The 22278-nt window shown below is 66.6% G+C and carries 24 protein-coding genes and 1 pseudogene; 12 read left to right on the top strand and 13 right to left on the bottom strand.

The features are described 5' to 3' along the window. Positions 1-5 precede the first annotated feature (5 nt). The 5 genes and pseudogenes from RR928_RS06870 (at position 6) to RR928_RS06850 (ending at position 1778) form a co-directional block, all read left to right on the top strand. On the top strand, positions 6-743 hold the full coding sequence (locus RR928_RS06870; protein ID WP_332536451.1) for a cupin domain-containing protein: 738 nt from the start codon (positions 6-8) through the stop codon (positions 741-743). After that, positions 718-798, top strand: a pseudogene (locus tag RR928_RS06865) (hypothetical protein); the annotation flags it as partial. The gene RR928_RS06870 and the pseudogene RR928_RS06865, both read left to right, overlap by 26 nt. 31 nt (positions 799-829) lie before the next feature. Further along, the gene (locus RR928_RS06860) at positions 830-1036 is read left to right on the top strand and encodes a hypothetical protein (protein WP_332681912.1); all 207 of its coding nucleotides are present in this window, start codon (positions 830-832) and stop codon (positions 1034-1036) included. Positions 1037-1047: 11 nt separating this feature from the next. Continuing rightward, entirely contained in the window at positions 1048-1518 is a 471-nt protein-coding gene (locus RR928_RS06855) for a type III secretion system chaperone (protein ID WP_332536447.1), read from the top strand. Between the two features lie 17 nt (positions 1519-1535). Continuing rightward, positions 1536-1778, top strand: a complete 243-nt coding sequence (locus RR928_RS06850; RefSeq protein ID WP_332536446.1) for a hypothetical protein — start codon at positions 1536-1538, stop codon at positions 1776-1778. A 71-nt stretch (positions 1779-1849) separates the two neighbouring features. Here the strand turns inward: RR928_RS06850 and RR928_RS06845 are convergent, their stop codons facing one another. From RR928_RS06845 to hppD, 4 genes are all read right to left on the bottom strand, one after another. Then, positions 1850-2560, bottom strand: a complete 711-nt coding sequence (locus RR928_RS06845) for an SDR family NAD(P)-dependent oxidoreductase (RefSeq protein WP_332536445.1) — start codon at positions 2558-2560, stop codon at positions 1850-1852. Then, positions 2550-3452, bottom strand: a complete 903-nt coding sequence (gene phhA / locus RR928_RS06840; RefSeq protein WP_332536444.1) for a phenylalanine 4-monooxygenase — start codon at positions 3450-3452, stop codon at positions 2550-2552. The genes RR928_RS06845 and phhA overlap by 11 nt, the downstream gene beginning before the upstream one ends. Position 3453: 1 nt before the next feature. Further along, positions 3454-3768: a 4a-hydroxytetrahydrobiopterin dehydratase gene (locus RR928_RS06835; protein ID WP_332536442.1), complete on the bottom strand. Its 315-nt coding sequence runs from the start codon at positions 3766-3768 to the stop codon at positions 3454-3456. Between the two features lie 72 nt (positions 3769-3840). After that, positions 3841-4923 carry a 4-hydroxyphenylpyruvate dioxygenase gene (gene hppD, locus RR928_RS06830; protein WP_332536440.1) on the bottom strand — a complete coding sequence of 361 codons (1083 nt, stop codon included), beginning with the start codon at positions 4921-4923 and terminating at the stop codon, positions 3841-3843. 533 nt (positions 4924-5456) lie between these two features. On the opposite strand from hppD, the gene RR928_RS06825 reads away from it, so the two are divergent. Beyond that, positions 5457-5810, top strand: coding sequence for a DUF1428 domain-containing protein (locus RR928_RS06825; RefSeq protein ID WP_332681902.1), 354 nt, complete (start codon positions 5457-5459; stop codon positions 5808-5810). A 12-nt stretch (positions 5811-5822) separates the two neighbouring features. Here RR928_RS06825 and RR928_RS06820 read toward each other — a convergent pair whose 3' ends face one another. The 5 genes from RR928_RS06820 to RR928_RS06800 form a co-directional block, all read right to left on the bottom strand. After that, a complete protein-coding gene (locus RR928_RS06820; RefSeq protein WP_332681900.1) occupies positions 5823-7565 on the bottom strand; it encodes an ABC transporter ATP-binding protein in 1743 nt (580 codons plus the stop codon). Beyond that, complete coding sequence (locus tag RR928_RS06815; protein WP_332536436.1) at positions 7562-8512, bottom strand: ABC transporter permease; 951 nt, start codon at positions 8510-8512, stop codon at positions 7562-7564. Before RR928_RS06815 ends, RR928_RS06820 begins: the two co-directional genes overlap by 4 nt. A 17-nt stretch (positions 8513-8529) precedes the next feature. After that, positions 8530-9495 carry an ABC transporter permease gene (locus RR928_RS06810; RefSeq protein ID WP_332536434.1) on the bottom strand — a complete coding sequence of 322 codons (966 nt, stop codon included), beginning with the start codon at positions 9493-9495 and terminating at the stop codon, positions 8530-8532. A gap of 71 nt (positions 9496-9566) precedes the next feature. Further along, complete coding sequence (locus tag RR928_RS06805; protein ID WP_332536433.1) at positions 9567-11192, bottom strand: ABC transporter substrate-binding protein; 1626 nt, start codon at positions 11190-11192, stop codon at positions 9567-9569. A gap of 144 nt (positions 11193-11336) precedes the next feature. After that, entirely contained in the window at positions 11337-12743 is a 1407-nt protein-coding gene (locus RR928_RS06800) for a leucyl aminopeptidase family protein (protein ID WP_332681897.1), read from the bottom strand. Positions 12744-12895: 152 nt separating this feature from the next. Between RR928_RS06800 and RR928_RS06795 the strand changes: the two genes are divergently transcribed. Beyond that, positions 12896-14173, top strand: a complete 1278-nt coding sequence (locus RR928_RS06795; RefSeq protein ID WP_332681895.1) for a hypothetical protein — start codon at positions 12896-12898, stop codon at positions 14171-14173. Here RR928_RS06795 and mnmA read toward each other — a convergent pair. Next, the gene (gene mnmA / locus RR928_RS06790) at positions 14170-15303 is read right to left on the bottom strand and encodes a tRNA 2-thiouridine(34) synthase MnmA (protein ID WP_332536430.1); all 1134 of its coding nucleotides are present in this window, start codon (positions 15301-15303) and stop codon (positions 14170-14172) included. The genes RR928_RS06795 and mnmA overlap by 4 nt on opposite strands. Positions 15304-15367: 64 nt before the next feature. Here mnmA and RR928_RS06785 point away from each other — a divergent pair, with 64 nt between their 5' ends. From RR928_RS06785 to RR928_RS06770, 4 genes are all read left to right on the top strand, one after another. Further along, positions 15368-16342, top strand: coding sequence for a LysR family transcriptional regulator (locus tag RR928_RS06785; RefSeq protein WP_332681893.1), 975 nt, complete (start codon positions 15368-15370; stop codon positions 16340-16342). A gap of 88 nt (positions 16343-16430) precedes the next feature. Further along, on the top strand, positions 16431-17849 hold the full coding sequence (gene tcuA, locus RR928_RS06780; protein WP_332536427.1) for an FAD-dependent tricarballylate dehydrogenase TcuA: 1419 nt from the start codon (positions 16431-16433) through the stop codon (positions 17847-17849). 11 nt (positions 17850-17860) lie between these two features. After that, positions 17861-19084 (top strand): tricarballylate utilization 4Fe-4S protein TcuB, encoded by a 1224-nt coding sequence (gene tcuB / locus RR928_RS06775; protein WP_332536425.1) that lies wholly within the window; start codon positions 17861-17863, stop codon positions 19082-19084. A 58-nt stretch (positions 19085-19142) separates the two neighbouring features. After that, positions 19143-20120 carry a Bug family tripartite tricarboxylate transporter substrate binding protein gene (locus RR928_RS06770; protein ID WP_332536423.1) on the top strand — a complete coding sequence of 326 codons (978 nt, stop codon included), beginning with the start codon at positions 19143-19145 and terminating at the stop codon, positions 20118-20120. Positions 20121-20180: 60 nt separating this feature from the next. Here the strand turns inward: RR928_RS06770 and RR928_RS06765 are convergent, their stop codons facing one another. Beyond that, complete coding sequence (locus tag RR928_RS06765; RefSeq protein ID WP_332536422.1) at positions 20181-20771, bottom strand: NUDIX hydrolase; 591 nt, start codon at positions 20769-20771, stop codon at positions 20181-20183. Positions 20772-20805: 34 nt separating this feature from the next. Then, positions 20806-21342 carry a GNAT family N-acetyltransferase gene (locus RR928_RS06760; RefSeq protein WP_332681890.1) on the bottom strand — a complete coding sequence of 179 codons (537 nt, stop codon included), beginning with the start codon at positions 21340-21342 and terminating at the stop codon, positions 20806-20808. Between the two features lie 200 nt (positions 21343-21542). Here RR928_RS06760 and RR928_RS06755 point away from each other — a divergent pair, with 200 nt between their 5' ends. Beyond that, a complete protein-coding gene (locus RR928_RS06755; RefSeq protein ID WP_332536418.1) occupies positions 21543-21791 on the top strand; it encodes a DUF2061 domain-containing protein in 249 nt (82 codons plus the stop codon). Positions 21792-21878: 87 nt separating this feature from the next. On the opposite strand, the gene RR928_RS06750 is transcribed toward RR928_RS06755, so the two are convergent. After that, on the bottom strand, positions 21879-22250 hold the full coding sequence (locus RR928_RS06750) for a hypothetical protein (RefSeq protein WP_332536416.1): 372 nt from the start codon (positions 22248-22250) through the stop codon (positions 21879-21881). Positions 22251-22278 lie beyond the last annotated feature (28 nt).

Below are 22278 nucleotides of genomic sequence, written 5' to 3'. Positions count from 1 at the left end.
CTGACATGCTCGTCAACGCCGACTTCTCACTCCCCGCCCTCGTCACTCCTGATGCCTACCAATGGATCCCCTCGCCGCAGGCTGGCGTGGAACGGGTGATGCTGGACCGGGTGGGTGGAGAAGTCGCGCGGGCCACGAGCATCGTGCGCTACGCGCCTCAGTCGGACTTCCCCCGCCACCAACATCCCGGTGGCGAGGAGATTCTTGTCCTGTCGGGCACGTTCTCCGACGAAGCCAACGACTACCCGGCCGGGTGGTATCTGCGCAATCCGCCAGGTTCAAACCACAGTCCGTCGAGCGTCGACGGGGCGGTCATCTTTGTGAAGCTCTGGCAGATGCAGCCCGCCGAGTCGTCCGCACTGCGGATCGACACCAACGATTCGGCCAACTGGTCTGACGCCCAAGGCTACGTCGTTTGCAAGCTGTACGCCGACGACCTGGAGTCGGTCAGCCTTGTCCGTCTGCAGCCAGGTCAGGCGATGCCGGCCCAGCCGGCGACCCCGGCGGAGCTGCTGGTGCTGAGAGGGGCGCTGCAGGAAGACCACCGGCAGTTCCCCCATGGCAGCTGGCTTCGCTTCCCTGCCGGGCATCGCGTTGGGCTGGTTTCTGGCAACGACGGCGCCACTGTGTACGTGAAGACAGCCCAGCGGCATGACGGTCTCAACCGCACGCATCGCCATCGTGGGAGGTGGGCGGGCTGGCCTCTACGCGGCCTACCTGCTGGAACAGCGCGACATCCATGACTACGTGCTGCTCGAAGCCCGACCCACCTGGGGAGGCCGGATCGCATCGCACAGCCCGCATGGTTTGGCTGCATCGAGCGCGGCGCTTGATCGCTTCGACCTGGGACCCAGCCTTGCGGGCGACGCTGGCCCAGCAGTGGCGACACACCGCGACATGGATGGCGCCGCACGCCAAATATGTGGCCGTCTTTGACGTCGCGGCGCGCCTGCCGCCGCCGCGACCCGCGGGGCCGGGCGCGATGGAACCGGCGCGCGCCCAGGGTTACGAACCCTGCAGCAACGTCACTTTCTAAAGAGTGTTTTCATGGACTTCCTGGGATTTCTGCAAGCCATTGGTGCAGCGACACGACTGGATATCAGCGCCGCCGTCCAGGACGGCGGCTGCTCCATTGTTTTCAGCGACTCCCTGGAAGTCACTTTCGAGCATGATGAGCAGAACCAGAAAGTCGTGCTCTTTGCGCCGGTCATGTCCATAGGCGAATGGCCGGCCGAGTCGCGCGAGCGCATGCTTTCACGCGTTCTGGAAGTGCATCTGTTCGGCATGGCGACCGACGGCAACTACTTCGGTTTCGATCCTTTGCTCGAACGCATCCTGTTCTTTCGCAGCATGGCACTGCGCCAGCTGGAGGCGGCGGCGGCCATACAGTCCGTCGAATCGTTCGTCGACCAGCTCGAGCATTGGCAAGCCCAGTTGCTGCAGTCGTCCCTGCATGCAGAAGCGGCACCGCAGGCGCCTGCGCCCCATGCCAGCGCCTTGCCCATTCAACCTGTCTAACCGGGGCACCGTGACTTATGTCGATCATCACCAATCTGCTGAAAGTCGGCGCCGGGCTGCTTTCCATGCCGTTCCAGCCGCTGCTGGCGCTCAATCCCGTGAACTCGCTGCTCGACCGCATGACCGGCGGCAGAGTCAACCGGGATGTCCTCGCCCAGCAATTCTTCAGCGGTCTCTGGGGTTTGACCATGGCCCATTTCAGCACCGCATTGGCTGAACGCAATGCACAGCAGGTGGCCTACCGGCCGCGCAATTTCTGAGAGCATTCGGCAAGGCCGGCTGAAACTCGGCACACCGTCACCCGATTTCCGTTGGCGACCTGCCAAGCGCTTCAGCTCAAGCCCGTTACCGGCAGCGATGCGCCATGAATCGCGCGCGCCTGTTCCGAAGCCAGGAACAGGATGGCGGCCGCGAGGTCGTCGGGCGCGACCCAGCGCCTGGGATCGGCGTCGGGCATGGCAGCGCGGTTCTCGGGCGTGTCGATGATGGTCGGCAGCACGCAGTTGACGTTGATGCCCTGCTCGCGCAGCTCGCCCGACATGGCTTCGGTGATACGCGCGAGCGCGCTTTTCGACGCGGTGTAGGCGCCCATTGCGGCCACGCCGCGCGCGGCCGCGAACGCACCCACGTTGACGATCTTGCCGCTGCCTTGCGCGAGCATGCCCGGCACGATGGCCTGGGCGGTGTGCAGCGCGCTGCGCACGTTGAGCGCGAACAGGAAGTCCCAGTCTTCGGCGGGCGTCGCATGCACGGGCGGGCCCATGCGAAAGCCGCCCGCGAGATTGCACAGCACATCAATGCGGCCGAAGCGCGCGACGGCCTGCGCGGCCATGTCGGCGGCACCCGCCGGCTGCGTCAGGTCGGCGGCGACCAGCAACTGCTGGGTGTTCGCATGCGCTTCACCGAACGCTTCGGCGAGCTTGGCCTGATGCAGGCCGACCAGCACCAGGCTGGCCCCCGCGCGCGCAAAGGCCGCGGCGACCGCGCGTCCCAGGTTGCCGTCGGCGCCCGTGATGACGACGACCTTGTTCTCAAATGGCATGGCGCAGCTCCTGGCGTTTTGCATGGTGATAGGTGCCGATACCGCGCGTGATCACGCGGTCGCCGGCCTGGATGTCGCCGGGCTCGAAGTCCGGCTGGCCGGCGATGGCCTGGTAGACAGGTTCGAAGTCGATGCGCGCCAGATCGAGCAGTTGCTCGAGGCTGTCGACGACGAAATACGACTCCTGGAAGTCGTCGATGCGGTACTTGGTCTGCATCACGCGCGCAAGATCGAAAGCGATGCGATTCGGCGACGCGGAATCGAGCGCGAACACGCTTTCGGTAAAGGAGCTCGCAATGCCCGCGCCGTAGATGCGCAGCCCGTCGGCCTGCTGCACCAGGCCGAACTCGACCGTGTACCAATAGACGCGCGCGAGCTTGTCGAGCACGCCCATCTTCTGCGCGCGCAAGCCCCCCTGGCCATAGGCCTGGATGTAGTCCGCGATTGCCGGGTTCATGAGCATGGGCACATGGCCGAACACGTCATGGAACACATCGGGTTCTTCGAGGTAGTCGAGTTCATGCGGCTTGCGGATGAACTGGCCCGAAGGAAAGCGGCGGTTCGCCAGATGGTCGAAGAACACGTCGTCGGGCACGAGGCCGGGAACGGCCACGACTTCCCAGCCGGTCTGTTGATGCAGGATCTCGTTGAGACGGCGGAAATCGGGGATTTCGTCCGGACCCATGGGCAGGCGCTGCATGCCGTCGACAAACGCATCGCAGGCGCGGCCGACGAGCATTTTGGTCTGTCGCTCGAACAGCGTCTTCCAGGTCGCGTGGTCCTGGGCCGTGTAGTTCTCCCAGCCCTGGTCTATGGTCCAGTCGGCGCGCTCGGGCCGGAACGCATCGCCCGCAGCAAGACCATGCTTGGCGGCTTCGGTGGTGGTGTCCATGTCAGTGCTCCTGCGCCGCGAGCGCCGTGAACAACGCATCGGCCGCGGCCGCGAACGCGAAGTCCTTTGGCGACAGGCCGTTGACGTCGTGCGTGGTCAGCGTGATGTCGACGCGGTTGTAGACGTTGAACCATTCGGGATGGTGGTCGGCTTTTTCGGCGACCAGCGCGAGCTGGGCCATGAAGCCGAACGCCTGGGCAAAGTCCAGGAAGCGAAAGCTGCGCTGCATCAGCCCGCCACGCTGGGCCGTGAAGGCCCAGTCCTTGAACCGGAGCTTGCCATCCTCGATCTGCTGCGAGCTCAATGGGGTCGTCATGTTGTCTCGATTTCTTCTGTGGCAATGACGGCCGGGCGGAGCCGCCCCCTGCCCGGCGGGGGTGCGCCGGCCTCAGGCCGTCTGCAGCACGCCGCGCGCGATCTGGTCGCGCTCCAGCGACTCGAACAAGGCCTTGAAATTGCCTTCGCCAAAGCCTTCGCGGTAGTCGCCCTTGCGCTGGATGAACTCGAAGAACACCGGGCCGAACACCGTGCCCGAGAAAATCTGCAGCAGCAGCCGCGGCTGGCCGCCTTCGGTCGTGCCATCGAGCAGAATGCCGCGCGAGCGCAGCTCGCCGGCATTTTCGCCATGGCCCGGCAGGCGGCCGTCGAGCATTTCGTAATAGGTGTCCGGCGGTGCCTTCATCAGCGGCACGCCGGCCTTGCGCAGCCTGTCGACACTGGCCAGCAGGTCATCGGTCAGCAGCGCGATGTGCTGTATGCCTTCGCCGTTGAAGGCCATCAGGTATTCCTCGATCTGGCCCGATCCCTTGACCGACTCTTCGTTGAGCGGAATGCGGATCATGCCGTCGGGCGCGGTCATGGCCTTGGACGTGAGGCCCGTGTACTCGCCCTTGATGTCGAAGTAGCGGATTTCGCGGAAGTTGAAGAACTTCTCGTAGAACGCAGCCCAGTAGGCCATGCGGCCACGGTAGACGTTGTGCGTGAGGTGGTCGACGATCTGGAAGCCATGGCCGCGCGGGTGGCGGTCCACGCCTTCGATGAACTTGAAGTCGATGTCGTAGATCGATTTGCCTTCTTCGAAGCGGTCGATCAGATACAGCGGGGCGCCGCCTATGCCCTTGATCGCGGGCAGGCGCAGCTCCATCGGGCCCGTGGGCACGTCGACGGGCTGGGCACCGAGTTCGAGTGCGCGGTTATAGGCCGCATGTGCATCGCGCACGCGAAACGCCATGCCGCAGGCCGAAGGGCCGTGCTCGGCGGCAAAGTACGCGGCCGGGCTCTTGGCTTCGCGGTTGACGATGAAGTTGATGCCGCCCTGGCGGTACAGGCTCACGTCCTTGGAGCGGTGGTTTGCGACCAGCGTGAAGCCCATCTGCTCAAGAATGGGTTCGAGCACGCCGGGCGTGGGCGAAGCAAACTCGACGAACTCAAAGCCCATCAGGCCCATGGGATTTTCAAAAAGATCGGCCATAACGTTGTCTCCGCATTGTTGGGTGGGTGCCTCAATGCTAGTGAGATGACCGAGCGCGAATCATGCAGAATGCGGCCATTTCACGCGACAAACGCAATATTCCTGCACAAACCAAAACAACAGCGCTTTTTTGCGTGAAGATGCAATGGATTCGCGCATTTGCGCGCCAATAACGCACCCAATCGCGCCATGCCTGCGCCATGTCAATGCCTGCAGCGCGCCTGCCGCCAAGGTCTTTTCTACCACCGCAGGCGGCGCGCGCTGCCGATGACACCTCTGGCGGCAAGGGCTAGTCCGCCGCGCACCGCAGGCACGGTGCGCTGGCATGGCCTAGAACCGGTACTTGGCCGACAACATGAAGTTGCGCGTCATCAGCCGCACGGCGCAGAGCCAGGCGCGCTGGGCCGCGCGGCCCGGCAGACGCACGAACGCACACCCTGCCGCCAATAGCGCGGCGCGCGTGATGCGGTTTATTACAGTCTGGGGCGCGCGACTCTGCGAGCATGGTCCTCTCTTTGCAAAGGAGGCAAGCCATGAAATACGTCGATGGATTCGTGGTGGCGGTACCGGCCGCCAACAAGCAGCAGTACCTCGAGATGGCGACACGCGCCGCCCAGGTCTTCAAGGACTATGGCGCGACCCGCGTCGTCGAATGCTGGGGCGACGATGTGCCCGACGGCAAACTGACCGACTTTCGCGGCGCGGTCAAGGCCGTCGACGGCGAGATCGTGGTCTTCTCCTGGATCGAATACCCGTCGCGCGAAGTGCGTGACCGGGTCAACCAGGAAGCGATGAAGGACCCGCGCCTGGCGGGCATGGAAAAGCAGATGCCGTTCGACGGCAAGCGCATGATCTTTGGCGGCTTCATGCCCTTGCTGGACACCTGAGCGCTTGCGGCCTCAGCCAGTGCGCTGGCGCCCCATATCCGGCACCGCCGCAATCAGCGCCTGGGTATAGGCATGCGCGGGCGCGGTCAGCACGCGCTCGGCCTGGCCCACCTCCACCAGCCGGCCGTGCTGCATCACGCCCACCGTGTCGCACATGTAGCGCACCACGGCCAGGTTGTGGCTGATCAGCAGATAGGTCAGGCCGAACTCGTCCTGCAAGTCCTTCATCAGGTTCAGCACCTGGGCCTGCACCGACACGTCGAGCGATGACGTGGGTTCGTCGCAGACGATGAACTCGGGCCGGCTCACCAGCGCGCGCGCGATCGCGATGCGCTGGCGCTGGCCGCCCGAGAACTGGTGCGGATAGCGGCGCACGTCGTCGGGCGACAGCCGCACGCGGCGCAGCGCCTCCTGCACGCGTTCGGCGGTTTCCTCGGGCCCGCTGCTCAGGCCCAGCACTTCCAGCGGCTCGGCGATCAGCGCACCGACCTTCCAGCGCGGATTGAGGCTCGCATACGGGTCCTGGAAGATCATCTGAAAGCGCCGGCGCAGCGCGACCGCCGATGCGGGGTCGGCCCAGCGGTCCTTGCCGTCGATCACGATGCGGCCCGCCGTGGGCCGGGTCAGCCCGGCAATCATGCGCGCCACGGTGGACTTGCCCGAGCCCGACTCGCCGACCAGGCCGAAGCTGCTGCCGCGTGCAATCGAGAAGCCCACATCCTGCACCGCATGCAGCACGCGTTTCGGTTGGCGCGCAATGGTGCGCGCGAGCCAGCCGCCCGAAAGATCGAAATCGCGCGACAGGCCGCTGATCTGCACCAGCGGCGGCCCATCGATCACGGCCCTGGCCACGGCGCCGTGCGGCACCGCCTCGGCTGCGGCGGCACCGATCTCGGGAACCGGCAGCCGGTGCGTGGGCGCGCCCAGCGAAGGAATCGCCGCCATCAGCGCGCGCGTATAGGGCGCGGCCGGCGCATCGAGCACCTGGCGCACCGGCCCCGTTTCCAGCACCCGGCCCTGGAACATCACCATCACGCGGTCCGCGGCTTCGGCGATCACGCCCATGTCGTGCGTGATCAGCATCGCCGCCGTGCCGCGCTCCTTGCAGACGCGGCGCAGCACGCGTATCACCTGGGCCTGGACCGAGACGTCGAGCGCGGTCGTGGGTTCGTCGGCGATCAGCAGCGCGGGCTCGGCGCTGAGCGCCAGCGCAATCGCCACGCGCTGGCGCATGCCACCCGAGAACTGGTGCGGAAACTGGTGGAGCCGGGCCGCGGGCTCGGCGATCTCGACTTCGGCGAGCAGGTCGATCGCGCGCTGGCGCGCCTGGCGCTCGCTCAGCGGCAGATGCTGGCGTATCGTCTCGACCAGATGCTGACCAATGGTCAGCACCGGGTTGAGGCTGGTCAGCGGGTCCTGGAACACCATCGCGATATGCTTGCCGCGCAGCCGGCGCAGGTCTTCGCCGCGCAGCGTGTCTATGCGTTCGTCGCGCAGGAAGATCTGCCCGCTGCTCATGCGCCCGGGCGGCGCGATCAGGCCGATGACGGCATTGCCGGTCATCGACTTGCCCGCGCCCGACTCGCCGACCACGCCCAGGATCTCGCCGGGACGGATCTCGAACGTCACGTCATCGAGCACCGTGACCGGGCCGCGGTGGGTGTCGAACGTCACTCCCAGGTGCTGCACGCGCAGCACGGGGTCGGGCAGCAGATTCTCGGCCGAAGTCTGCAGAAAAGCGTCGCGGGCAGTCATTGCAGTTTGGGATTCAATGCGTCGCGCAGCCAGTCGCCGACCAGGTTGACGGAAAGTGCCAGGGCCAGCAGCACCAGGCCGGGGAACAGCAAAATCCACCACTCACCGGAAAACAGAAAGCCCTGGCCCACGCGTATCAGCGTGCCCAGAGACGGCTGGGTCGGCGGCAGGCCCACGCCCAGATACGACAGCGTCGACTCGGCGACGATGGCCAGTGCGAAGCTGATGGTCGCGATCACCAGCACCGGCGCCAGCAGGTTCGGCAGGATATGGCGCAGCAGGATGCTGGCGCGCGAACGGCCTATGACCTGGGCCGCGAGCACATAGTCCTTGTGCTTTTCCACCATCACGGCGCCGCGCACGGTGCGCGCGTACTGCACCCACTCCGACAGGCCTATCGCCAGGATGATCACGTACAGCGCCATATCGTCGCGGTAGCTTTCGGGCAGGATGCCGCGCGCGATGCCGAACACCAGCAGCGCCACCAGCAGCACCGGGAACGTCAGCTGCACGTCGGCAACGCGCATCACCAGCGTGTCGAACCAGCCGCCCGCGTAGCCCGCGATCAGGCCCAGCGGCACGCCGATGGCCAGCGACAGCGCGACCGAGGCGGCGCCGACGAGCAGCGACATGCGCAGGCCGTAGAGAATCGCCGAGTAGACATCGCGGCCCTGCTCGTCTGCGCCCAGCGGATAGGTCGCGCCCGAGAGCCCGGCCTGGCCCGGTGCGGTGAACGCGTCGAGCAGTTCCAGCGCTGCCGGGTCGAAAGGGTTCTGCAGCGCCAGCCAGGGCGTGAACAGCGCCGCGCCGCACAGCAGCAGCAGCACGGCCACGGCAGCCTGCACCGTGAGCGAGCGCCCGAGCGCGCGCAGCACGGCGGATTCGCTGCGGCGCAGCTGCCACCAGCGCAGGCGCGCCGGCACAAGGGAAGAGGAGGTTTGAGCCATGGTCTTGAACGGATCTCTCAGCCGCGGCGCAGCCGCGGGTCGACCAGCAGATAGGCGCCGTCGACAAGGAAGTTGATGACGACGTACAGCGCGGCAATCAGCATCAGATAGGCGGCGATCACGGGCACGTCTACGCCCTGGATCGAGTTGATGAACAGCAGTCCCACGCCCGGCCACTGGAATACGGTTTCGGTGACGATGGCAAACGCGATCAGCGAGCCGATCTGCAGTCCGGTGATGGTCACGACCGGAATCAGCGTGTTGCGCAGCGCATGGCCGTAATGGATGCGCTTCTCGGGCAGGCCGCGCGCGCGCGCGAAACGCACATAGTCGGTGCGCAGCGCCTCGAGCATCTCGGCGCGCACCAGGCGCATGATCAGCGTCAGCTTGAACATCGCCAGCGTGCACACCGGCAGCACCAGCGAGGCCCAGCCCGAGGCCGTGAGAAAACCCGTGGTCCAGCCGCCGAGCTGCACGGTGTCGCCGCGGCCGAACGACGGCAGCCATTGCAGCTCGACGGCAAACAGGTAGATCAGGCCTATGCCGATCAGGAACGTGGGCAGCGAGACGCCGACCAGCGACAGCGTCATCAGCGCGCGGCTGAGCCATGCGTCGCGGCGTATCGCGGTGTAGACGCCGAGAATCACCCCGCCCGTGACGGCCAGCAGCGCCGCGATCAGCGCCAGCTCCAGCGTCGCCGGCAGGCGCTCGGCAATGACTTGGACCACCGGCCGCTTGAGCCGGTAGGAGACGCCAAACTCGCCCTGCAGCACATTGCCCATGTAGCGCAGGTACTGCACGGCCACGGGCTGATCGAAGCCCAGCTCGGCAATCACCGCCTGGCGGTCGGCGAGCGAAGCGTCCTCGCCCAGCAGGCTGATCGTCGGGTCGCCGATATGGCGAAAGACCAGGAACGAAATGAAGGACACTGCCAGCAGCACCAGCAACGACTGGCCCAGGCGACGCGCAAACAACAGGGGCATGCAGTCTTCTCGTGGAGTATGGAAGAGGACCGGGCCGGGCGGACGCCGGCCTGGTCACCTGATGGCAGGCCTTATTTCTCGGCCAGCTTGAACAGCTTGAAGTACGGTGTGTTCGACGGATTCACGGGAATGTCGAAGCGGCGCTTCATCGCATAGGTCTGGATCTGGTCGTGCAGCGGCAGATAGATCAGCTCCTTTTGCACCGTGGTCCAGATGTTCCGGATCGTCGCATCGCGCTTCTTGCTGTCGCCTTCCGAGGCCAGCGACACGATCTGCCGGTCGACGGCGTCATTGCTGTAGCGCGTGGCATTGGTCGCGCCGCGCGCGTTCTTGCCGCGCGTGTGCACCAGGTAGTCGAAGATATAGGCCGAGTCATAGGTCGGCACGCCCCAGCCGTAGAGGTAGAAGTCGGTGTCCTGGTTGTTGATCGCGGCCGTCTGGATCGCCAGCGGACGCGACACCACGGTGGTCTTGACGCCCGCGCGGCCCAGGAATCCGGCGACGGCCTGGCAGATCGCCTCGTCGTTGAGATAGCGGTCGTTGGTGCAGTGCAGCGTGATGCCGAAGCCGTTGGGGTAGCCGGCATCGGCCAGCAGCTTTTTCGCCTGTGCCACGTCGGCCTTGCCGACGGCGCCGAACGCCTTGTCGTAGCCGTGCACGAACGGCGGCGCGATGATGTTGGTCGGCACCGACAGGCCGCGCATCACGGCCTTCTGGATTGCCACGCGGTCGATCGCGAGCTGGAAGGCCTGGCGCACGCGCACATCGGCCAGCGGATTCTTGTCCTTGACGTCGGAGTAGGTCAGCGGCGCCGCGCCCACATTCAGGCCCAGGAAGATGGTGCGGTTTTCCGCGGCCTGGTTGACGCGCAGCTTGGCGTCGGCGCGCAGGCGCGCGATGTCCTGGATGGGCAGATCCTGCACGAAGTCGACTTCGCCCGACAGCAGCGCGGCGACGCGCGTCGCGGGCGCCTTGATCGGCAGATAGACCAGCTCGTCGATGGGCAGCGGGAACAGGCCCGTGCCCCAGTAGCCGGGAAATTTCCTCAGCACCGTGCGCACATCGGGCTCGCGCGACACCAGCGTGTAGGGCCCCGTGCCGTTGACGTTGCGCGTGGCGTAGGTCTCTTCCTTGGCCGAAGCCTTCTGCGGCGTTTCCACGCCATGCTTCTTCGCCCAGGCGGCGCTCAGGATCTGGATGTTGATCAGGTTGTCGGGCAGCAGCGGCGTCGTGCCGTTGGTCTTGATGTGGATGGTGAACGGATCGATCTTCACCACGTCGGTGATCGCCACCAGCAGCGAGCGCATGTCCGACGAAGGCGAGCGCGCGCGCTCCAGCGAGAACAGCACGTCGTCGGCGGTGAACAGGCTGCCGTCGTGGAACTTCACGCCCTTGCGCAGCTTGAACTCCCAGACCGATGGGTCGCTGGTCAGCGCCCAGGACGTGGCCAGCGTGGGCTGCAGCTTGCCGTCGGCGGTGCGGATGATCAGCGGCTCGTAGACCTGGTGCAGCAGGTTGTGGTTGGGGCCGTTGTTGAGCGCATGCGGGTCCAGCGTGGAGGCGTCCGTGGAACGCGCCCAGCGCAGCGTTTCGGCCTGTGCCGCGGCGGCGCCCATCAGGGCCGCCAGCAGAACGCAGGCCACGGCGCTGGCGCGCAGCGGGGCAGAAAAACGGGGGGCAAGGAGTCGTTGATTCATGGGACGAAAGCGCTGGACGCGAAGCGGGAAACAGGCGTGCACGGCACGCGGTGAGCAGCCGATTCTCGGCAGCGCCGCGCCCGCGCACAACGCAGGAATCCGCATAACCAAATGCGCTTTTTCGCCCGGGATGCGGCGCGCAGCTCAGGGCGCGAAGCGCTCGCTCAGCAGGCTGAACAGCGCGCGCAGGCCCTGGGCTTCGCCGCCCTTTGGCCGGCCCGGGCGGGCCTCGGTATTCCAGGCATACAGGTCCAGATGCAGCCAGGGCACCTGGGCCGGCACGAAGTCCTCGAGAAACAGCGCCGCGGTGATGGCGCCGCCCATGGGCGTGCTGGCCGCATTCATGGTGTCGGCGCTGTCGGACTTGAGCAGCCGGCGGTACGGTGCCCACAGCGGCAGGCGCCACAGCGGATCGTGCGTGCGCCGGGAATGGGCCAGCAGATCGGCGGCCCAGGTTTCGTGGTTGCTGAACAGCGCCGGCAGCTCCGGGCCCAGCGCCATGCGCGCCGCACCGGTGAGCGTCGCCAGATCGATGACCAGCGCCGGCGCCCGAGCGGGATCTTCCACGCCCGGCCGCAGCGCGTGGTGCAGCGCATCGGCCAGGATCAGCCGGCCCTCGGCATCGGTGTTCTCGATTTCCACCAGCCGGCCGTTGCCCGCGCGAATGACATCTCCGGGGCGCAGCGCCAGCGGCCCCACGCCGTTCTCCACCGCGGGCACCAGCAGCGTCAGATGCACGGGCAAGCGCGCCTGCATGATCAGCCCGGCCAGCGCCATTGCATGCGCCGCGCCGCCCATGTCCTTTTTCATCCAGCGCATGCCGGCTGCGGGCTTGAGGTCCAGCCCGCCGCTGTCGAAGCACACGCCCTTGCCTATCAGCACGATGCGCGGCGCCGCGCCATCGCCCCATTCCAGCTGGGCCACGCGCGGCGCCTGCGCGCCCGAGCGGCCCACCGCATGCACCAGTGCGAAGCCCGCGCCTGGCAAGGCCTCGCCGACCCACTCGGTGTACTGCGCGCCGTGTTCCGTGGCCAGCGCCTGCACGGCGGCGGCCAGGGCCTGCGGGCCCAGCTCGTTGGCCGGCAGATTGACCAGCCGGCGGACTTCGGCAACCGCTGCGGCCAGACATTCCATGGCCTGCAAGTCGCCGTCTTTCACCCGCAGCTGCACCGCCTGGCGTTCGGGCGCCAGCGCGCCCAGCGCCCAGCCCAGCTGGCGCAAGGCATCGCGTTCGGCATCTGCCGCCTCATCGCCCGCCGCCACGGCATACACGCCTGCGGGCAGCAGCGGCGGCAATGCGGCCAGCTGCCACAGCGGCTCCGACGGATCAATGCCCACCAGCACGCCGGCGAGGGCGCCATCGGCACCGGGCAGCAACAGAACGCGACCCGCAAGCGGCTCGAAGCCCGTGGTCGCTATCCATTGGCGCTGCAGCGGCGGCAGGCTGCCGAGCAGGCCCGGCCATTGCGCCGCCGAACTCAGATGCAAAGGGATTGCCTGCGCCGGCGCGAGCGCAAAGGCGCCGCGCGACGGCAGCAAAGAGTGATTCATGGTCAGGACCGCTTGGAACAAACCAGCCAAGGTAGCTGTTTTGGCGCCGGCGTCCAAGCGCGATTTTCGGCTAAGCATATGCCCAGCCCCGGGAACCCGTGATGCGTTGTGGTTACCAACAGGGCGCAGCTGCGCCCCACAACAGGATGCCCATGAGCACACCCATTCCCTTGACGCCCCACACCCATGTATCGCTGAGCAGTGCGCGCATAGCCAAGCTCATGGACAGCGACGCCGGGCAGGCCGCCAAGCTCAATGTCTTCGATCGTTTCATCGATCTTTTCCGGTCCCACAGCAAGGAAGTGGCGCTGAAAAATCTGCATGCCATGCTGCACGACGGCGGCACCAGCAACTTCGCGCGCTTCAACCTGCTGTCACAGCTGGCCGCGCCCCACAGCCAGTCGCTGTTCACGCTGAACATCGCCGCCCACCCCAGCGCGCCGCAGCACCACACAGTGGAGTACTGCATCAACGGCGAGCCCATCAAGACCGATACCGTCAATGCGCATGAAAAGGAGTTGATCTGCCTGCATCTGGGCAAGCCCCAGGACACGGCCGTGCAGCAACAGCAGGTCATCACCATAGACCGGCACTGCCTCGACACGCGCCGGCAGATGGCCCAGGTGCGGGACGCGGATTTCTCGGGCGGAGGCGTCAACAAGAAATTCCATGCCGCGAGCGGCTTGCTGCGGGCGGAAAACAGGACAGGCACCGAGGATTTCGACCGGGAACTCGCGCTCACCGCCTATGCCGAAGATCGGCCGGAGCTTGCCGGCTATATCTCCACGCAGAAGAAAGTCACCGATACGGCCCAGCTGCACCGCGCGCTGAGCGCACGCCACGCCTATGCCATGGTCGACATCTATGACCCCGCGCATGTCGCGAGCCATGAAATGGACCGGTGCATCGACAGCCTGTCACGCGATCAGACCAAGAGCCTGCTGGCGCAACTCGTCGACATGGCGCGCGTGCTCTACAAGAACCAGGTGGCGCACCGCGATCTGCACATGCACAACCTGCTCGTGCACGAGATCAAGGACACCGGCAGCGTGCATCTCAAAGCGATCGACTTCGGTCGTGTGGCCATGGCCGAGGACTTCGAGTCCAGGAAGTTCGAGGACATCGACTACCTGTTCGACAAGCAGGGCGCGACGCTGCTCGAGACCTTTGGCCGCAACCATCTGGCGCGCGCCGGCTCGGAAGTGGAGATGAAGCACTATCCCATCCACAAGCTCTGCGAGAAATTCAACGCCAAGGGCATTGCGCTGGCCCCTGTGCTGTCCCGCATAGGCGCGCACCTCAAGAGCGACCTTCTGCATGCGGGCGCGGACCAGGCCCTGGTGGATGCGGCATTCCATAAGGCATCGCAGTCGCTGCAGCTGTGCTTTGCCCAGCTGCAGCCGCGCACCGAAGGAATCCGCTTTGCCTAGGCTGGCGTGGCTTGCGGGTACGCGGCCACGGCCGAGATCATGCCCCCGCCCAGGCAGACATCGCCGTCATACAGCACGGCCGACTGGCCTGGCGTGACCGCCCATTGCGGCTCGGGGAAGTCAAGGCGGAAGGTCTCGCCCGCGGCCCCGCTGATGACCGCCGGTGAATCGGGCTGGCGATAGCGTGTCTTGGAGCCATAAAGGCCGGGGGCGGGCGGCTCGCCCGCGACCCAGCTCGCGTTGTCGGCGTCGAGTTGCAGCGACAGCAGCCAGGGATGGTCATGGCCTTGGACCACGCGCAGGATGTTCTTGTCGAGCTCCTTGCGCGCGACGAACCAGGGGTGGTGTTCACCGCCGCCGCGCTGCGCGCCTTTTTCCTTGATGCCGCCAATGCCCAGGCCCTGGCGCTGGCCCAGCGTGTAGAACGACAGGCCTTGGTGCCGGCCCAGCTTGCGGTCGCGGTCGTCGAGGATCCAGCCCGGTTCCTTGCTGATGTAGCGGTTGAGGAAGTCGCGGAACGGCCGCTCGCCGATGAAGCAGATTCCGGTCGAGTCCTTCTTCTTCGCGTTGGGCAGGCCGATTTCCTCGGCAATGCGCCGCACTTCGGTCTTGTGCAGCTCGCCCACGGGGAACAGCGTCTTGGACAGCTGGGCCTGGTTCAGGCGGTGCAGGAAATAGCTCTGGTCCTTGGCCGGGTCCAGGCCCTTGAGCAGCTCGAAGCGCTGCGTCTGCAGGTTCTGGCGCACGCGCGCATAGTGGCCGGTGGCGATCTTCTCTGCGCCCAGGCGCATCGCGTGGTCCAGAAACGCCTTGAACTTGATCTCGGCGTTGCACAGCACGTCGGGGTTGGGCGTGCGCCCGGCCTGGTACTCGCGCAGGAACTCGGCAAACACCCGGTCCTTGTACTCGGCCGCGAAGTTCACATGCTCGATCTCGATGCCGATCACGTCGGCCACGGCCGCGGCGTCGACGAAGTCGACGTTCGACGAACAGAATTCGCTGTCGTCGTCATCTTCCCAGTTCTTCATGAAGATGCCGACCACGTCATGGCCTTGCTGCTTGAGCAAATAGGCGGTCACCGCCGAATCCACGCCGCCTGAAAGGCCCACCACCACCCGATGCTTTGTCATAGGTGTGCGATTATCCCAGCGCGCCACCCGCAACGGTGTGGTGGGGACAAATACAGGACAAGCAATGGAATTGCGGCAGCTGCGCTACTTTGTGCGCATCGTGGAAATGGGCTCTATGAGCCGCGCGGCGCGCGAGCTCGACGTCGTGCAGTCGGCGCTGAGCCAGCAGATCACGCGGCTCGAGAGCGAGCTCGCCGTGCGCCTGCTGCAGCGCACGCCGCGCGGCGTCGTGCCCACCGAGGCCGGTGTCGCGTTCTTTCGCGAAGCCCAGCTCGCGCTGCGCCACGCCGACCAGGCCGTGCGCAGCGCCCAGCAGTCGCGGCTGTCGGGCTCGGTGAGCCTGGGACTGGCGCCGACCACGGCCACCATCCTCGCGCTGCCGCTGATGCAGGCCATGCGCACGCGCTACCCCGACGTGCGCCTGCACATGGTCGAAAGCATGTCGGGCCATCTGGCCGAAATGCTCAATGCGCGCGCGCTCGACATGGCCGTGCTGTTCGATTCGCGGCTGCACGGCAACGAGGCCGGCCAGGCACGGCCGGGCGGACGGCGCTGGCAGGTGCACCCGCTGATCGAGGAGAGGCTGTTCCTGATACGCTCGCGCCGCCACCCGCAGATCGGCGTTCTGCCCGCGTCCATGGCGCTGGCCGATCTCGCGCGCGAGCCCCTGATTCTGCCCACGGGCCAGCACGGCCTGCGCAGCACGCTCGACACCGCGTTCGCCCAGGCGCGCTTCACGCCGCATGTGGTGCTCGAAGTCGATTCGCTGTCGATGGTGATGGCGGCTGTCGACGCAGGCCTGGGTTCTTCGCTGCAGCCCTGGGCGGCCATGGGTCGTTTCGAGGACGCGGCCCAGCGTTTCGAGTCGGCACTGATCACCGACAAGGACGCGCAGCGCACCAACCTGCTGTGCAGCCTGTCCGAGGACGAGCTGTCGCCGGCCGCGCTGGCCGCGCGCGTGGTGCTGGTCGACTGCGTGCGCGAGCTCGTGCAGTCGGGCGCCTGGAGCGGCACCTCGCCCATCCATCACGATAACTGATACCCCCATGCACTGAGCCCCCTGCACCGGGGCCGGGTTGATTCCTACAGTTGAGCTCCCCACGAGAGAGACTGCAAGGAGAATTCCCATGGACACCGATGTTCTGGTCATCGGTGGTGGCAACGCCGCCCTTTGCGCCGCCCTGATGGCGCGCGAAGCAGGTGCGCGCGTGCTGCTGCTGGAGTCCGCACCCCGCGAATGGCGCGGCGGCAACTCCGCCCACACGCGCAACCTGCGCTGCATGCACGACGCGCCGCAGGACGTGCTCGTCGAAGCCTACCCCGAGGAAGAGTTCTGGCAGGACCTGCTCAAGGTCACGGGCGGCATCACCGACGAACACCTCGCGCGCCTGGTGATACGCGCCTCCTCCACCTGCCGCGACTGGATGCGCCGCCATGGCGTGCATTTCCAGCCGCCGCTGTCGGGCGCGCTGCATGTCGCGCGCACCAACGCTTTCTTCATGGGCGGCGGCAAGGCCCTGGTCAACGCCTACTTCCGCAGCGCCGAGGCGCTGGGCGTGGAGATCCGCTACGAGTCGCCCGTGGACCGGCTGGAGATAGACAACGGCCGCTTCGTCGCGGCCTGGTGCAACGGCCAGCGCATCACCGCCAAGAGCTGCGTGCTCGCGGCCGGCGGCTTCGAGTCCAACCGCGAATGGCTGCGCGAGGCCTGGGGCCAGAATGCGCGCGGCGAATGGCCTTCGGACAACTTCCTGATACGCGGCACGGCCTACAACAAGGGCGTGCTGCTGCGCCACCTGCTCGATGAGCACCAGGCCGACCGCATAGGTGACCCTACCCAGGCCCACATGGTGGCGATCGACGCGCGCGCGCCGCTGTATGACGGCGGCATCTGCACGCGCATCGACTGCGTCTCGCTGGGCGTGGTCGTCAACCGCGACGCCGAGCGCTTCTACGACGAAGGCGAGGATTTCTGGCCCAAGCGCTATGCGATCTGGGGCCGGCTTGTCGCCCAGCAGCCGGGCCAGGTCGCGTACTCGATCATCGACGCCAAGGCCATAGGCCGCTTCATGCCGCCGGTGTTCCCAGGCATCACCGCCAACAGCCTGCCCGAACTCGCCGAGAAGCTGGGTCTGGACCCCGCGACCTTCACGCGCACGCTGGACGCCTACAACGCGGCCTGCCGCGTGGGCCGCTTCGACCACACGGCGCTTGACGACTGCCACACCGACGGCGTCGCGCCCGCCAAGACCCACTGGGCCAGGCCCATAGACACCGCGCCGTTCTACGGCTACGCGCTGCGCCCGGGCGTGACCTTTACCTACCTGGGGCTCAAGGTCGACGACACCACGGCCGTGCGCTTCGCGGGCCGGCCCAGCAGCAACCTGTTTGTCGCCGGCGAAATGATGGCCGGCAACGTGCTCGGCAAGGGCTACACGGCCGGCGTGGGCATGTCCATAGGCACGGCCTTCGGCCGCATCGCCGGACGCAACGCGGCCCTGGCCGCACAAGGCCAGCCAGCCGTCGCTGGCGCCGTCAAAGATTAGGAATCCGCCCCATGCAAACCCTGCAATCCCTGACCGAGGACGCCAAGGCGCTGGCCAACGGCCTGCCCGTGACCGCCGCCAAGTCGCCCGCCAAGGTCATTCCCATCCAGGTGATCTCCGCCGAAGCCGAAGTCGCGCGCGCGCTGCAGATCTGCAATGCCTGCCGCTACTGCGAAGGCTTTTGCGCGGTGTTTCCGGCGATGACGCGCCGGCTCGAATTCGGCACGGCCGACGTGCACTACCTCGCCAACCTGTGCCACAACTGCGGCGCCTGCCTGCACGCCTGCCAGTACGCGCCGCCGCACGAGTTCGCGGTCAACATCCCCAAGGCCATGGCCGAGGTGCGCGGCAAGACCTATGCCGACTACGCCTGGCCACCCGCGCTGGGCAGCCTCTACCAGCGCAACGGCCTGACGCTGTCGCTGGCCTTGGTCGCGGCGCTGACGCTGTTCATGGTGCTGGCCGTGGTGCTGCAGGGCAATGGCCTGGCCGCGCTGTGGGGCGCCGATCTGGGCGGCAACTTCTACCGCCTGTTCCCGCACAACCTGCTGGTGGGCATGTTCGCGCCGGTGTTCCTGTTCGTGGTGTTCGCGCTGTTCATGGGCGTGCGCCGCTTCTGGAAAGAGGTCAAGCCCGCGACCGGCGGTGCCGATGTCGGCAGCGCCGCGGCCGCCGAGGCGACCTCGGACGTGCTGCGCCTCAAATACCTCGACGGCGGCCACGGCCAGGGCTGCAACAACGAAGACGACGCCTACACCCAGCAGCGCCGCCGCTGCCACCACCTGACGTTCTACGGCTTCATGCTGTGCTTTGCCGCGACCAGCCTGGCCACGGTCTACCACTATGTGTTCGGCTGGGCCGCGCCCTACGACCTGCCCAGCCTGCCCAAGATCCTGGGCGCGGTCGGCGGCCTGAGCCTGATGCTGGGAACGGCCGGCCTGTGGCGGCTGAACTTCAAGCGCCATCCCCAGCATGGCGATGCCCGGCAAAAACCCATGGACCTGGGCTTCATCGCGCTGCTGTTTGTCGTCAGCGCCAGCGGCCTGGCGCTGTGGCTGGGACGCGGCACGCCCGCGCTGGCGCTGCTGCTGTGCCTGCACCTGGGCGCGGTGATGGCGCTGTTCGCCACGCTGCCCTACGGCAAGTTCGCGCACGGCGTGTTCCGCACTGCGGCGCTGCTGCGCCACAACACCGAAAAACGCCAGCCCAACCCCATAGGACTGGGCGCGGACTGAGGGTCCCGGCCCGGCCCTTCCTGTGTATTTCCACAATAACGACTACGAGACTCCCCACATGCAACGTCGCACGCTTCTTCATACCGCCATGCTTGCCTCCTCGGCACTGGCCTTTGGCGGCCTGTCCCAGGCCCAGGACTTCCCGCCCAAAAAGGCCGTCACCCTGGTCGTGGGCTTTGCGGCCGGCGGCGCCGCCGACGCGGCCGCGCGCCTGATCGCCAAGAAGCTCGGCGAGAACATAGGCCAGTCGGTGGTGGTAGAAAACAAGGGCGGCGCGGGCGGCAATATCGCCCATGGCCAGGTCGCGAATGCCGCGGCCGACGGCTCGGTGATCCTGTTCGGCTCGGTCGGCCCGCTGACCATCGCGCCGCACCTGATGAAGCTCAACTACGACCCGTTCAAGGACCTGGCGCCGATTTCGGGCGGCGTGAACTTCCCCAACGTGCTGGTGGTGCACAAGGGCGCAGGCGTGAAGACGCTCAAGGAGTTCGTCGCGCTGGCCAAGAAAAGCCCGGGCAGCGTCGACTATGCGTCCTCGGGCGCGGCCTCGGCCTCGCATCTCGCGGGCGAGCTGTTCAACCAGCGCGCGGGCGTCGAAATGGTGCATGTGCCCTACAAGGGCGGCGCGCCCGCGCTGCAGGACCTGCTGGGCGAGCGCGTGACCAGCTACTTCGCCGCCCCGCCCACGGCCCTGCCCCATGTGGAAACCGGCAAGCTGATTCCCCTGGCCACGACCGGGCTCACGCGTCCGGCCTACATGCCCAACATTCCCACCGTGGCCGAAGCCGGCTACCCGGGGTTTGAAGCGCTCAACTGGTATGCGTTTGTCGGCCCGGCAAAGACGCCTACGGCCATACTGGACCGCTGGAACCGCGAAATCGTCAAGGTGCTGGGCGACGACGAAGTCAGGAAAGCCCTGCAGGCGCACGGCCTCACGCCCCAGCCGACCACGCGCAAGGAACTCGCGGCCTTCATGCAGAAGGAATACGAGCAATGGGGCAAGGTGGTGCGCGAACGCAAGCTTACGATGAACTGAAACCGGGAGCGTCGCCGGCAAGCGCTGTGGATAACTTATCCACAGGCCGCGCTCCAGGCTTCAAAGGCTGGGATCGCCGGGCAACTGGTCCGCGGGCAGCAGGCCCGCGGGGCGCCGGCCGCCGGAGCGCGTGTCGGGGCCGCGGCCGGAGGGGCTGCGGCTGGTCGGCCCCGGCACCTCATAGACGCTGGCGTCCACATGTAGCAGCGACAGGTCGAAGCGCTGGCCCGCGAGATAGTCCTTCACCGACTGCAGCACCACCGGGCTGCGATGCCGCGCCGCGCTCGACTCGAGTTCGGCCAGCGTCATCCAGACCGTGCGCAGCACGCCATCGTCAAGCGGGCGCTCGGGATGGTGGGTGCCGAGCTCGCCGGTGAACGCAAAGCGCACATAGGTGATGTCGGCACCGGTGCGCGTGCGCGTGAAGCGGTTCATGTAGATGCCCACCAGCGCCGTGGGCGTGAAGCTGAAGGCGGTTTCTTCCAACACTTCGCGCGCGCAGGCATCGATGGGGGATTCGGCAGGATCGAGATGCCCCGCAGGGACATTGAGTTTCAGCCCGTCGGCCGTCTCTTCTTCGACCAATAGGAAGCGTCCATCTCTTTCGATGATGGCGGACACGGTGACATTGGGTTTCCAGCGATCAGGCATATCCAGCATTATCGCCAGACTCGCCGTGTACGGACTATGTGTGATCCGCAACAAACACCCGTTGCATATAGACAGCGTCTGCGCCATAGCTTGCCAGCCGCTGCAATTGGCCCTGCTCCTGCAGCGCCTGCGGGCGGTAGCCGTGGCGGCGCCAGTAATCCTGCGTGCCCTGCACCGACACCAGCGACGACTGCCGTATGCCGCGCTCGCGCGCCAGCGCCCACAGCGGCGCCAGCAGACGGTCGGCCAGGCGCTGGCCGGCATGGTCGGGGTGCACCGCCATGTCGTGCAGATACAGCACGTCGGGCGTGGCGCAGCGGTCGAAGTCGCCATGCAGGGGCGTGACCTTGCCAGCCAGCGACCAGTAGGCCGCTAGATAGGCCAGCAACTCCCCGCCGCGCTCGACCACCAGCGAACACTGGGCGGGACTGGCGAGCCGGCGCGCATAAACGCTTTCGCTTTCGGCGTAGCCAGCGCCGTAGCAGGCGTACTGGATCGCCATCAGCGCACCCAGGTCACCAGACTGCAGCGGCCGCACCCGGCAAGGCAAAAGTTCGTTCAAAGCCGGCATCGGTTCACAAGCAACTGTATTCAAGAGGCAAAAACCCCGAAAACGGGGCAAATCCCGCCATTATCCGCGCGGCGCCGCAAACCTGCAGTGCCATGCAGATCGACCATGCGGAGCGGCTATGACGCCGTTGCAGGCAATCAATTGGACGCCTTAATTGAGAATGAATATCATTTGGCTTAATTCATCGCCAAGGAATCCGCATGACCCGTCTTCTCAACCTGTTCCACGCCCACCAACCGACGCTGTTGAAGACCGGCAGCTATTACCTGATCCATATTGCGGTCGCGGCCTGCGTGGCCTATGCGGTCACGCGCAACTTCTGGGCTTCGCTGACGCTGAGCCTGCTCGAGCCCACGGTGCAAGCCGTTGCGTACTTCTTCCACGAAAAGGCCTGGAACCGCGCCCAGGCGCGCAAGGCCTTGCAGCCTGCGCTGGGAGCGGCGCAATGAACGCCAGGCTTGGAACGCGCGCAACCTCATCGGGCTTCGCCGCCTGGGCCACGCAATGTCTCGCGGCCTGGGCGAGCGTCGCCTAGATCACTTCTTGCCGTCGAGCTCGTGCTTGCTGCCGTCGCCGCGCGCGTCGGTGATGCCGCTCGCATAGCCTGCGGCCGGGCTGGAACCGCCATCGGCCTGACCGTCGTCCTTGGCGCCTTCCGGAGCGATCACCGCGCGCGGCGGCACGGGCACAGCCGCCGGCAGCGATTGCGCGGCGGCGATGCGTACCGGATAGTGCGGCGTGGGCTGGGGATTGGAATCGGCCAGCAAAGGCGCGCGTGGCAGCGGCTGGTCGAACGCGGGCAGCTGCGCCATGGGGTGGCTGGCAGAGGTTGCACCGGACTGCGGGCTGCAACCGACCAGCGCCGCTGCAGCAATGCAGGCGGCAAGAGCAAGGAAATGAGAGCGCATTACAGGTTCCTCCATTGAACAGCGCCTG

The organism is Comamonas sp. (genome assembly GCF_036666375.1).
In the GTDB taxonomy this organism is placed as follows: domain Bacteria; phylum Pseudomonadota; class Gammaproteobacteria; order Burkholderiales; family Burkholderiaceae_C; genus Comamonas.
The sequence above is the reverse complement of the archived record's forward strand: the minus strand, read 5'-3'. Positions and strand labels throughout refer to the sequence as shown.

Coding starts and splice junctions, on each gene's coding strand:
- phhA (WP_332536444.1), bottom strand. CDS start 3,452: ATGGACACCACCACCGAAGCCGCCAAGCATGGTCTTGCTGCGGGCGAT.
- RR928_RS06815 (WP_332536436.1), bottom strand. CDS start 8,512: ATGGCTCAAACCTCCTCTTCCCTTGTGCCGGCGCGCCTGCGCTGGTGG.
- RR928_RS06765 (WP_332536422.1), bottom strand. CDS start 20,771: ATGCCTGATCGCTGGAAACCCAATGTCACCGTGTCCGCCATCATCGAA.
- RR928_RS06795 (WP_332681895.1), top strand. CDS start 12,896: ATGAGCACACCCATTCCCTTGACGCCCCACACCCATGTATCGCTGAGC.
- RR928_RS06820 (WP_332681900.1), bottom strand. CDS start 7,565: ATGACTGCCCGCGACGCTTTTCTGCAGACTTCGGCCGAGAATCTGCTG.
- RR928_RS06770 (WP_332536423.1), top strand. CDS start 19,143: ATGCAACGTCGCACGCTTCTTCATACCGCCATGCTTGCCTCCTCGGCA.
- RR928_RS06835 (WP_332536442.1), bottom strand. CDS start 3,768: ATGACGACCCCATTGAGCTCGCAGCAGATCGAGGATGGCAAGCTCCGG.
- RR928_RS06850 (WP_332536446.1), top strand. CDS start 1,536: ATGTCGATCATCACCAATCTGCTGAAAGTCGGCGCCGGGCTGCTTTCC.
- mnmA (WP_332536430.1), bottom strand. CDS start 15,303: ATGACAAAGCATCGGGTGGTGGTGGGCCTTTCAGGCGGCGTGGATTCG.
- tcuA (WP_332536427.1), top strand. CDS start 16,431: ATGGACACCGATGTTCTGGTCATCGGTGGTGGCAACGCCGCCCTTTGC.
- RR928_RS06870 (WP_332536451.1), top strand. CDS start 6: ATGCTCGTCAACGCCGACTTCTCACTCCCCGCCCTCGTCACTCCTGAT.
- tcuB (WP_332536425.1), top strand. CDS start 17,861: ATGCAAACCCTGCAATCCCTGACCGAGGACGCCAAGGCGCTGGCCAAC.
- RR928_RS06785 (WP_332681893.1), top strand. CDS start 15,368: ATGGAATTGCGGCAGCTGCGCTACTTTGTGCGCATCGTGGAAATGGGC.
- hppD (WP_332536440.1), bottom strand. CDS start 4,923: ATGGCCGATCTTTTTGAAAATCCCATGGGCCTGATGGGCTTTGAGTTC.
- RR928_RS06825 (WP_332681902.1), top strand. CDS start 5,457: ATGAAATACGTCGATGGATTCGTGGTGGCGGTACCGGCCGCCAACAAG.
- RR928_RS06750 (WP_332536416.1), bottom strand. CDS start 22,250: ATGCGCTCTCATTTCCTTGCTCTTGCCGCCTGCATTGCTGCAGCGGCG.
- RR928_RS06845 (WP_332536445.1), bottom strand. CDS start 2,560: ATGCCATTTGAGAACAAGGTCGTCGTCATCACGGGCGCCGACGGCAAC.
- RR928_RS06805 (WP_332536433.1), bottom strand. CDS start 11,192: ATGAATCAACGACTCCTTGCCCCCCGTTTTTCTGCCCCGCTGCGCGCC.
- RR928_RS06760 (WP_332681890.1), bottom strand. CDS start 21,342: ATGCCGGCTTTGAACGAACTTTTGCCTTGCCGGGTGCGGCCGCTGCAG.
- RR928_RS06810 (WP_332536434.1), bottom strand. CDS start 9,495: ATGCCCCTGTTGTTTGCGCGTCGCCTGGGCCAGTCGTTGCTGGTGCTG.
- RR928_RS06755 (WP_332536418.1), top strand. CDS start 21,543: ATGACCCGTCTTCTCAACCTGTTCCACGCCCACCAACCGACGCTGTTG.
- RR928_RS06855 (WP_332536447.1), top strand. CDS start 1,048: ATGGACTTCCTGGGATTTCTGCAAGCCATTGGTGCAGCGACACGACTG.
- RR928_RS06800 (WP_332681897.1), bottom strand. CDS start 12,743: ATGAATCACTCTTTGCTGCCGTCGCGCGGCGCCTTTGCGCTCGCGCCG.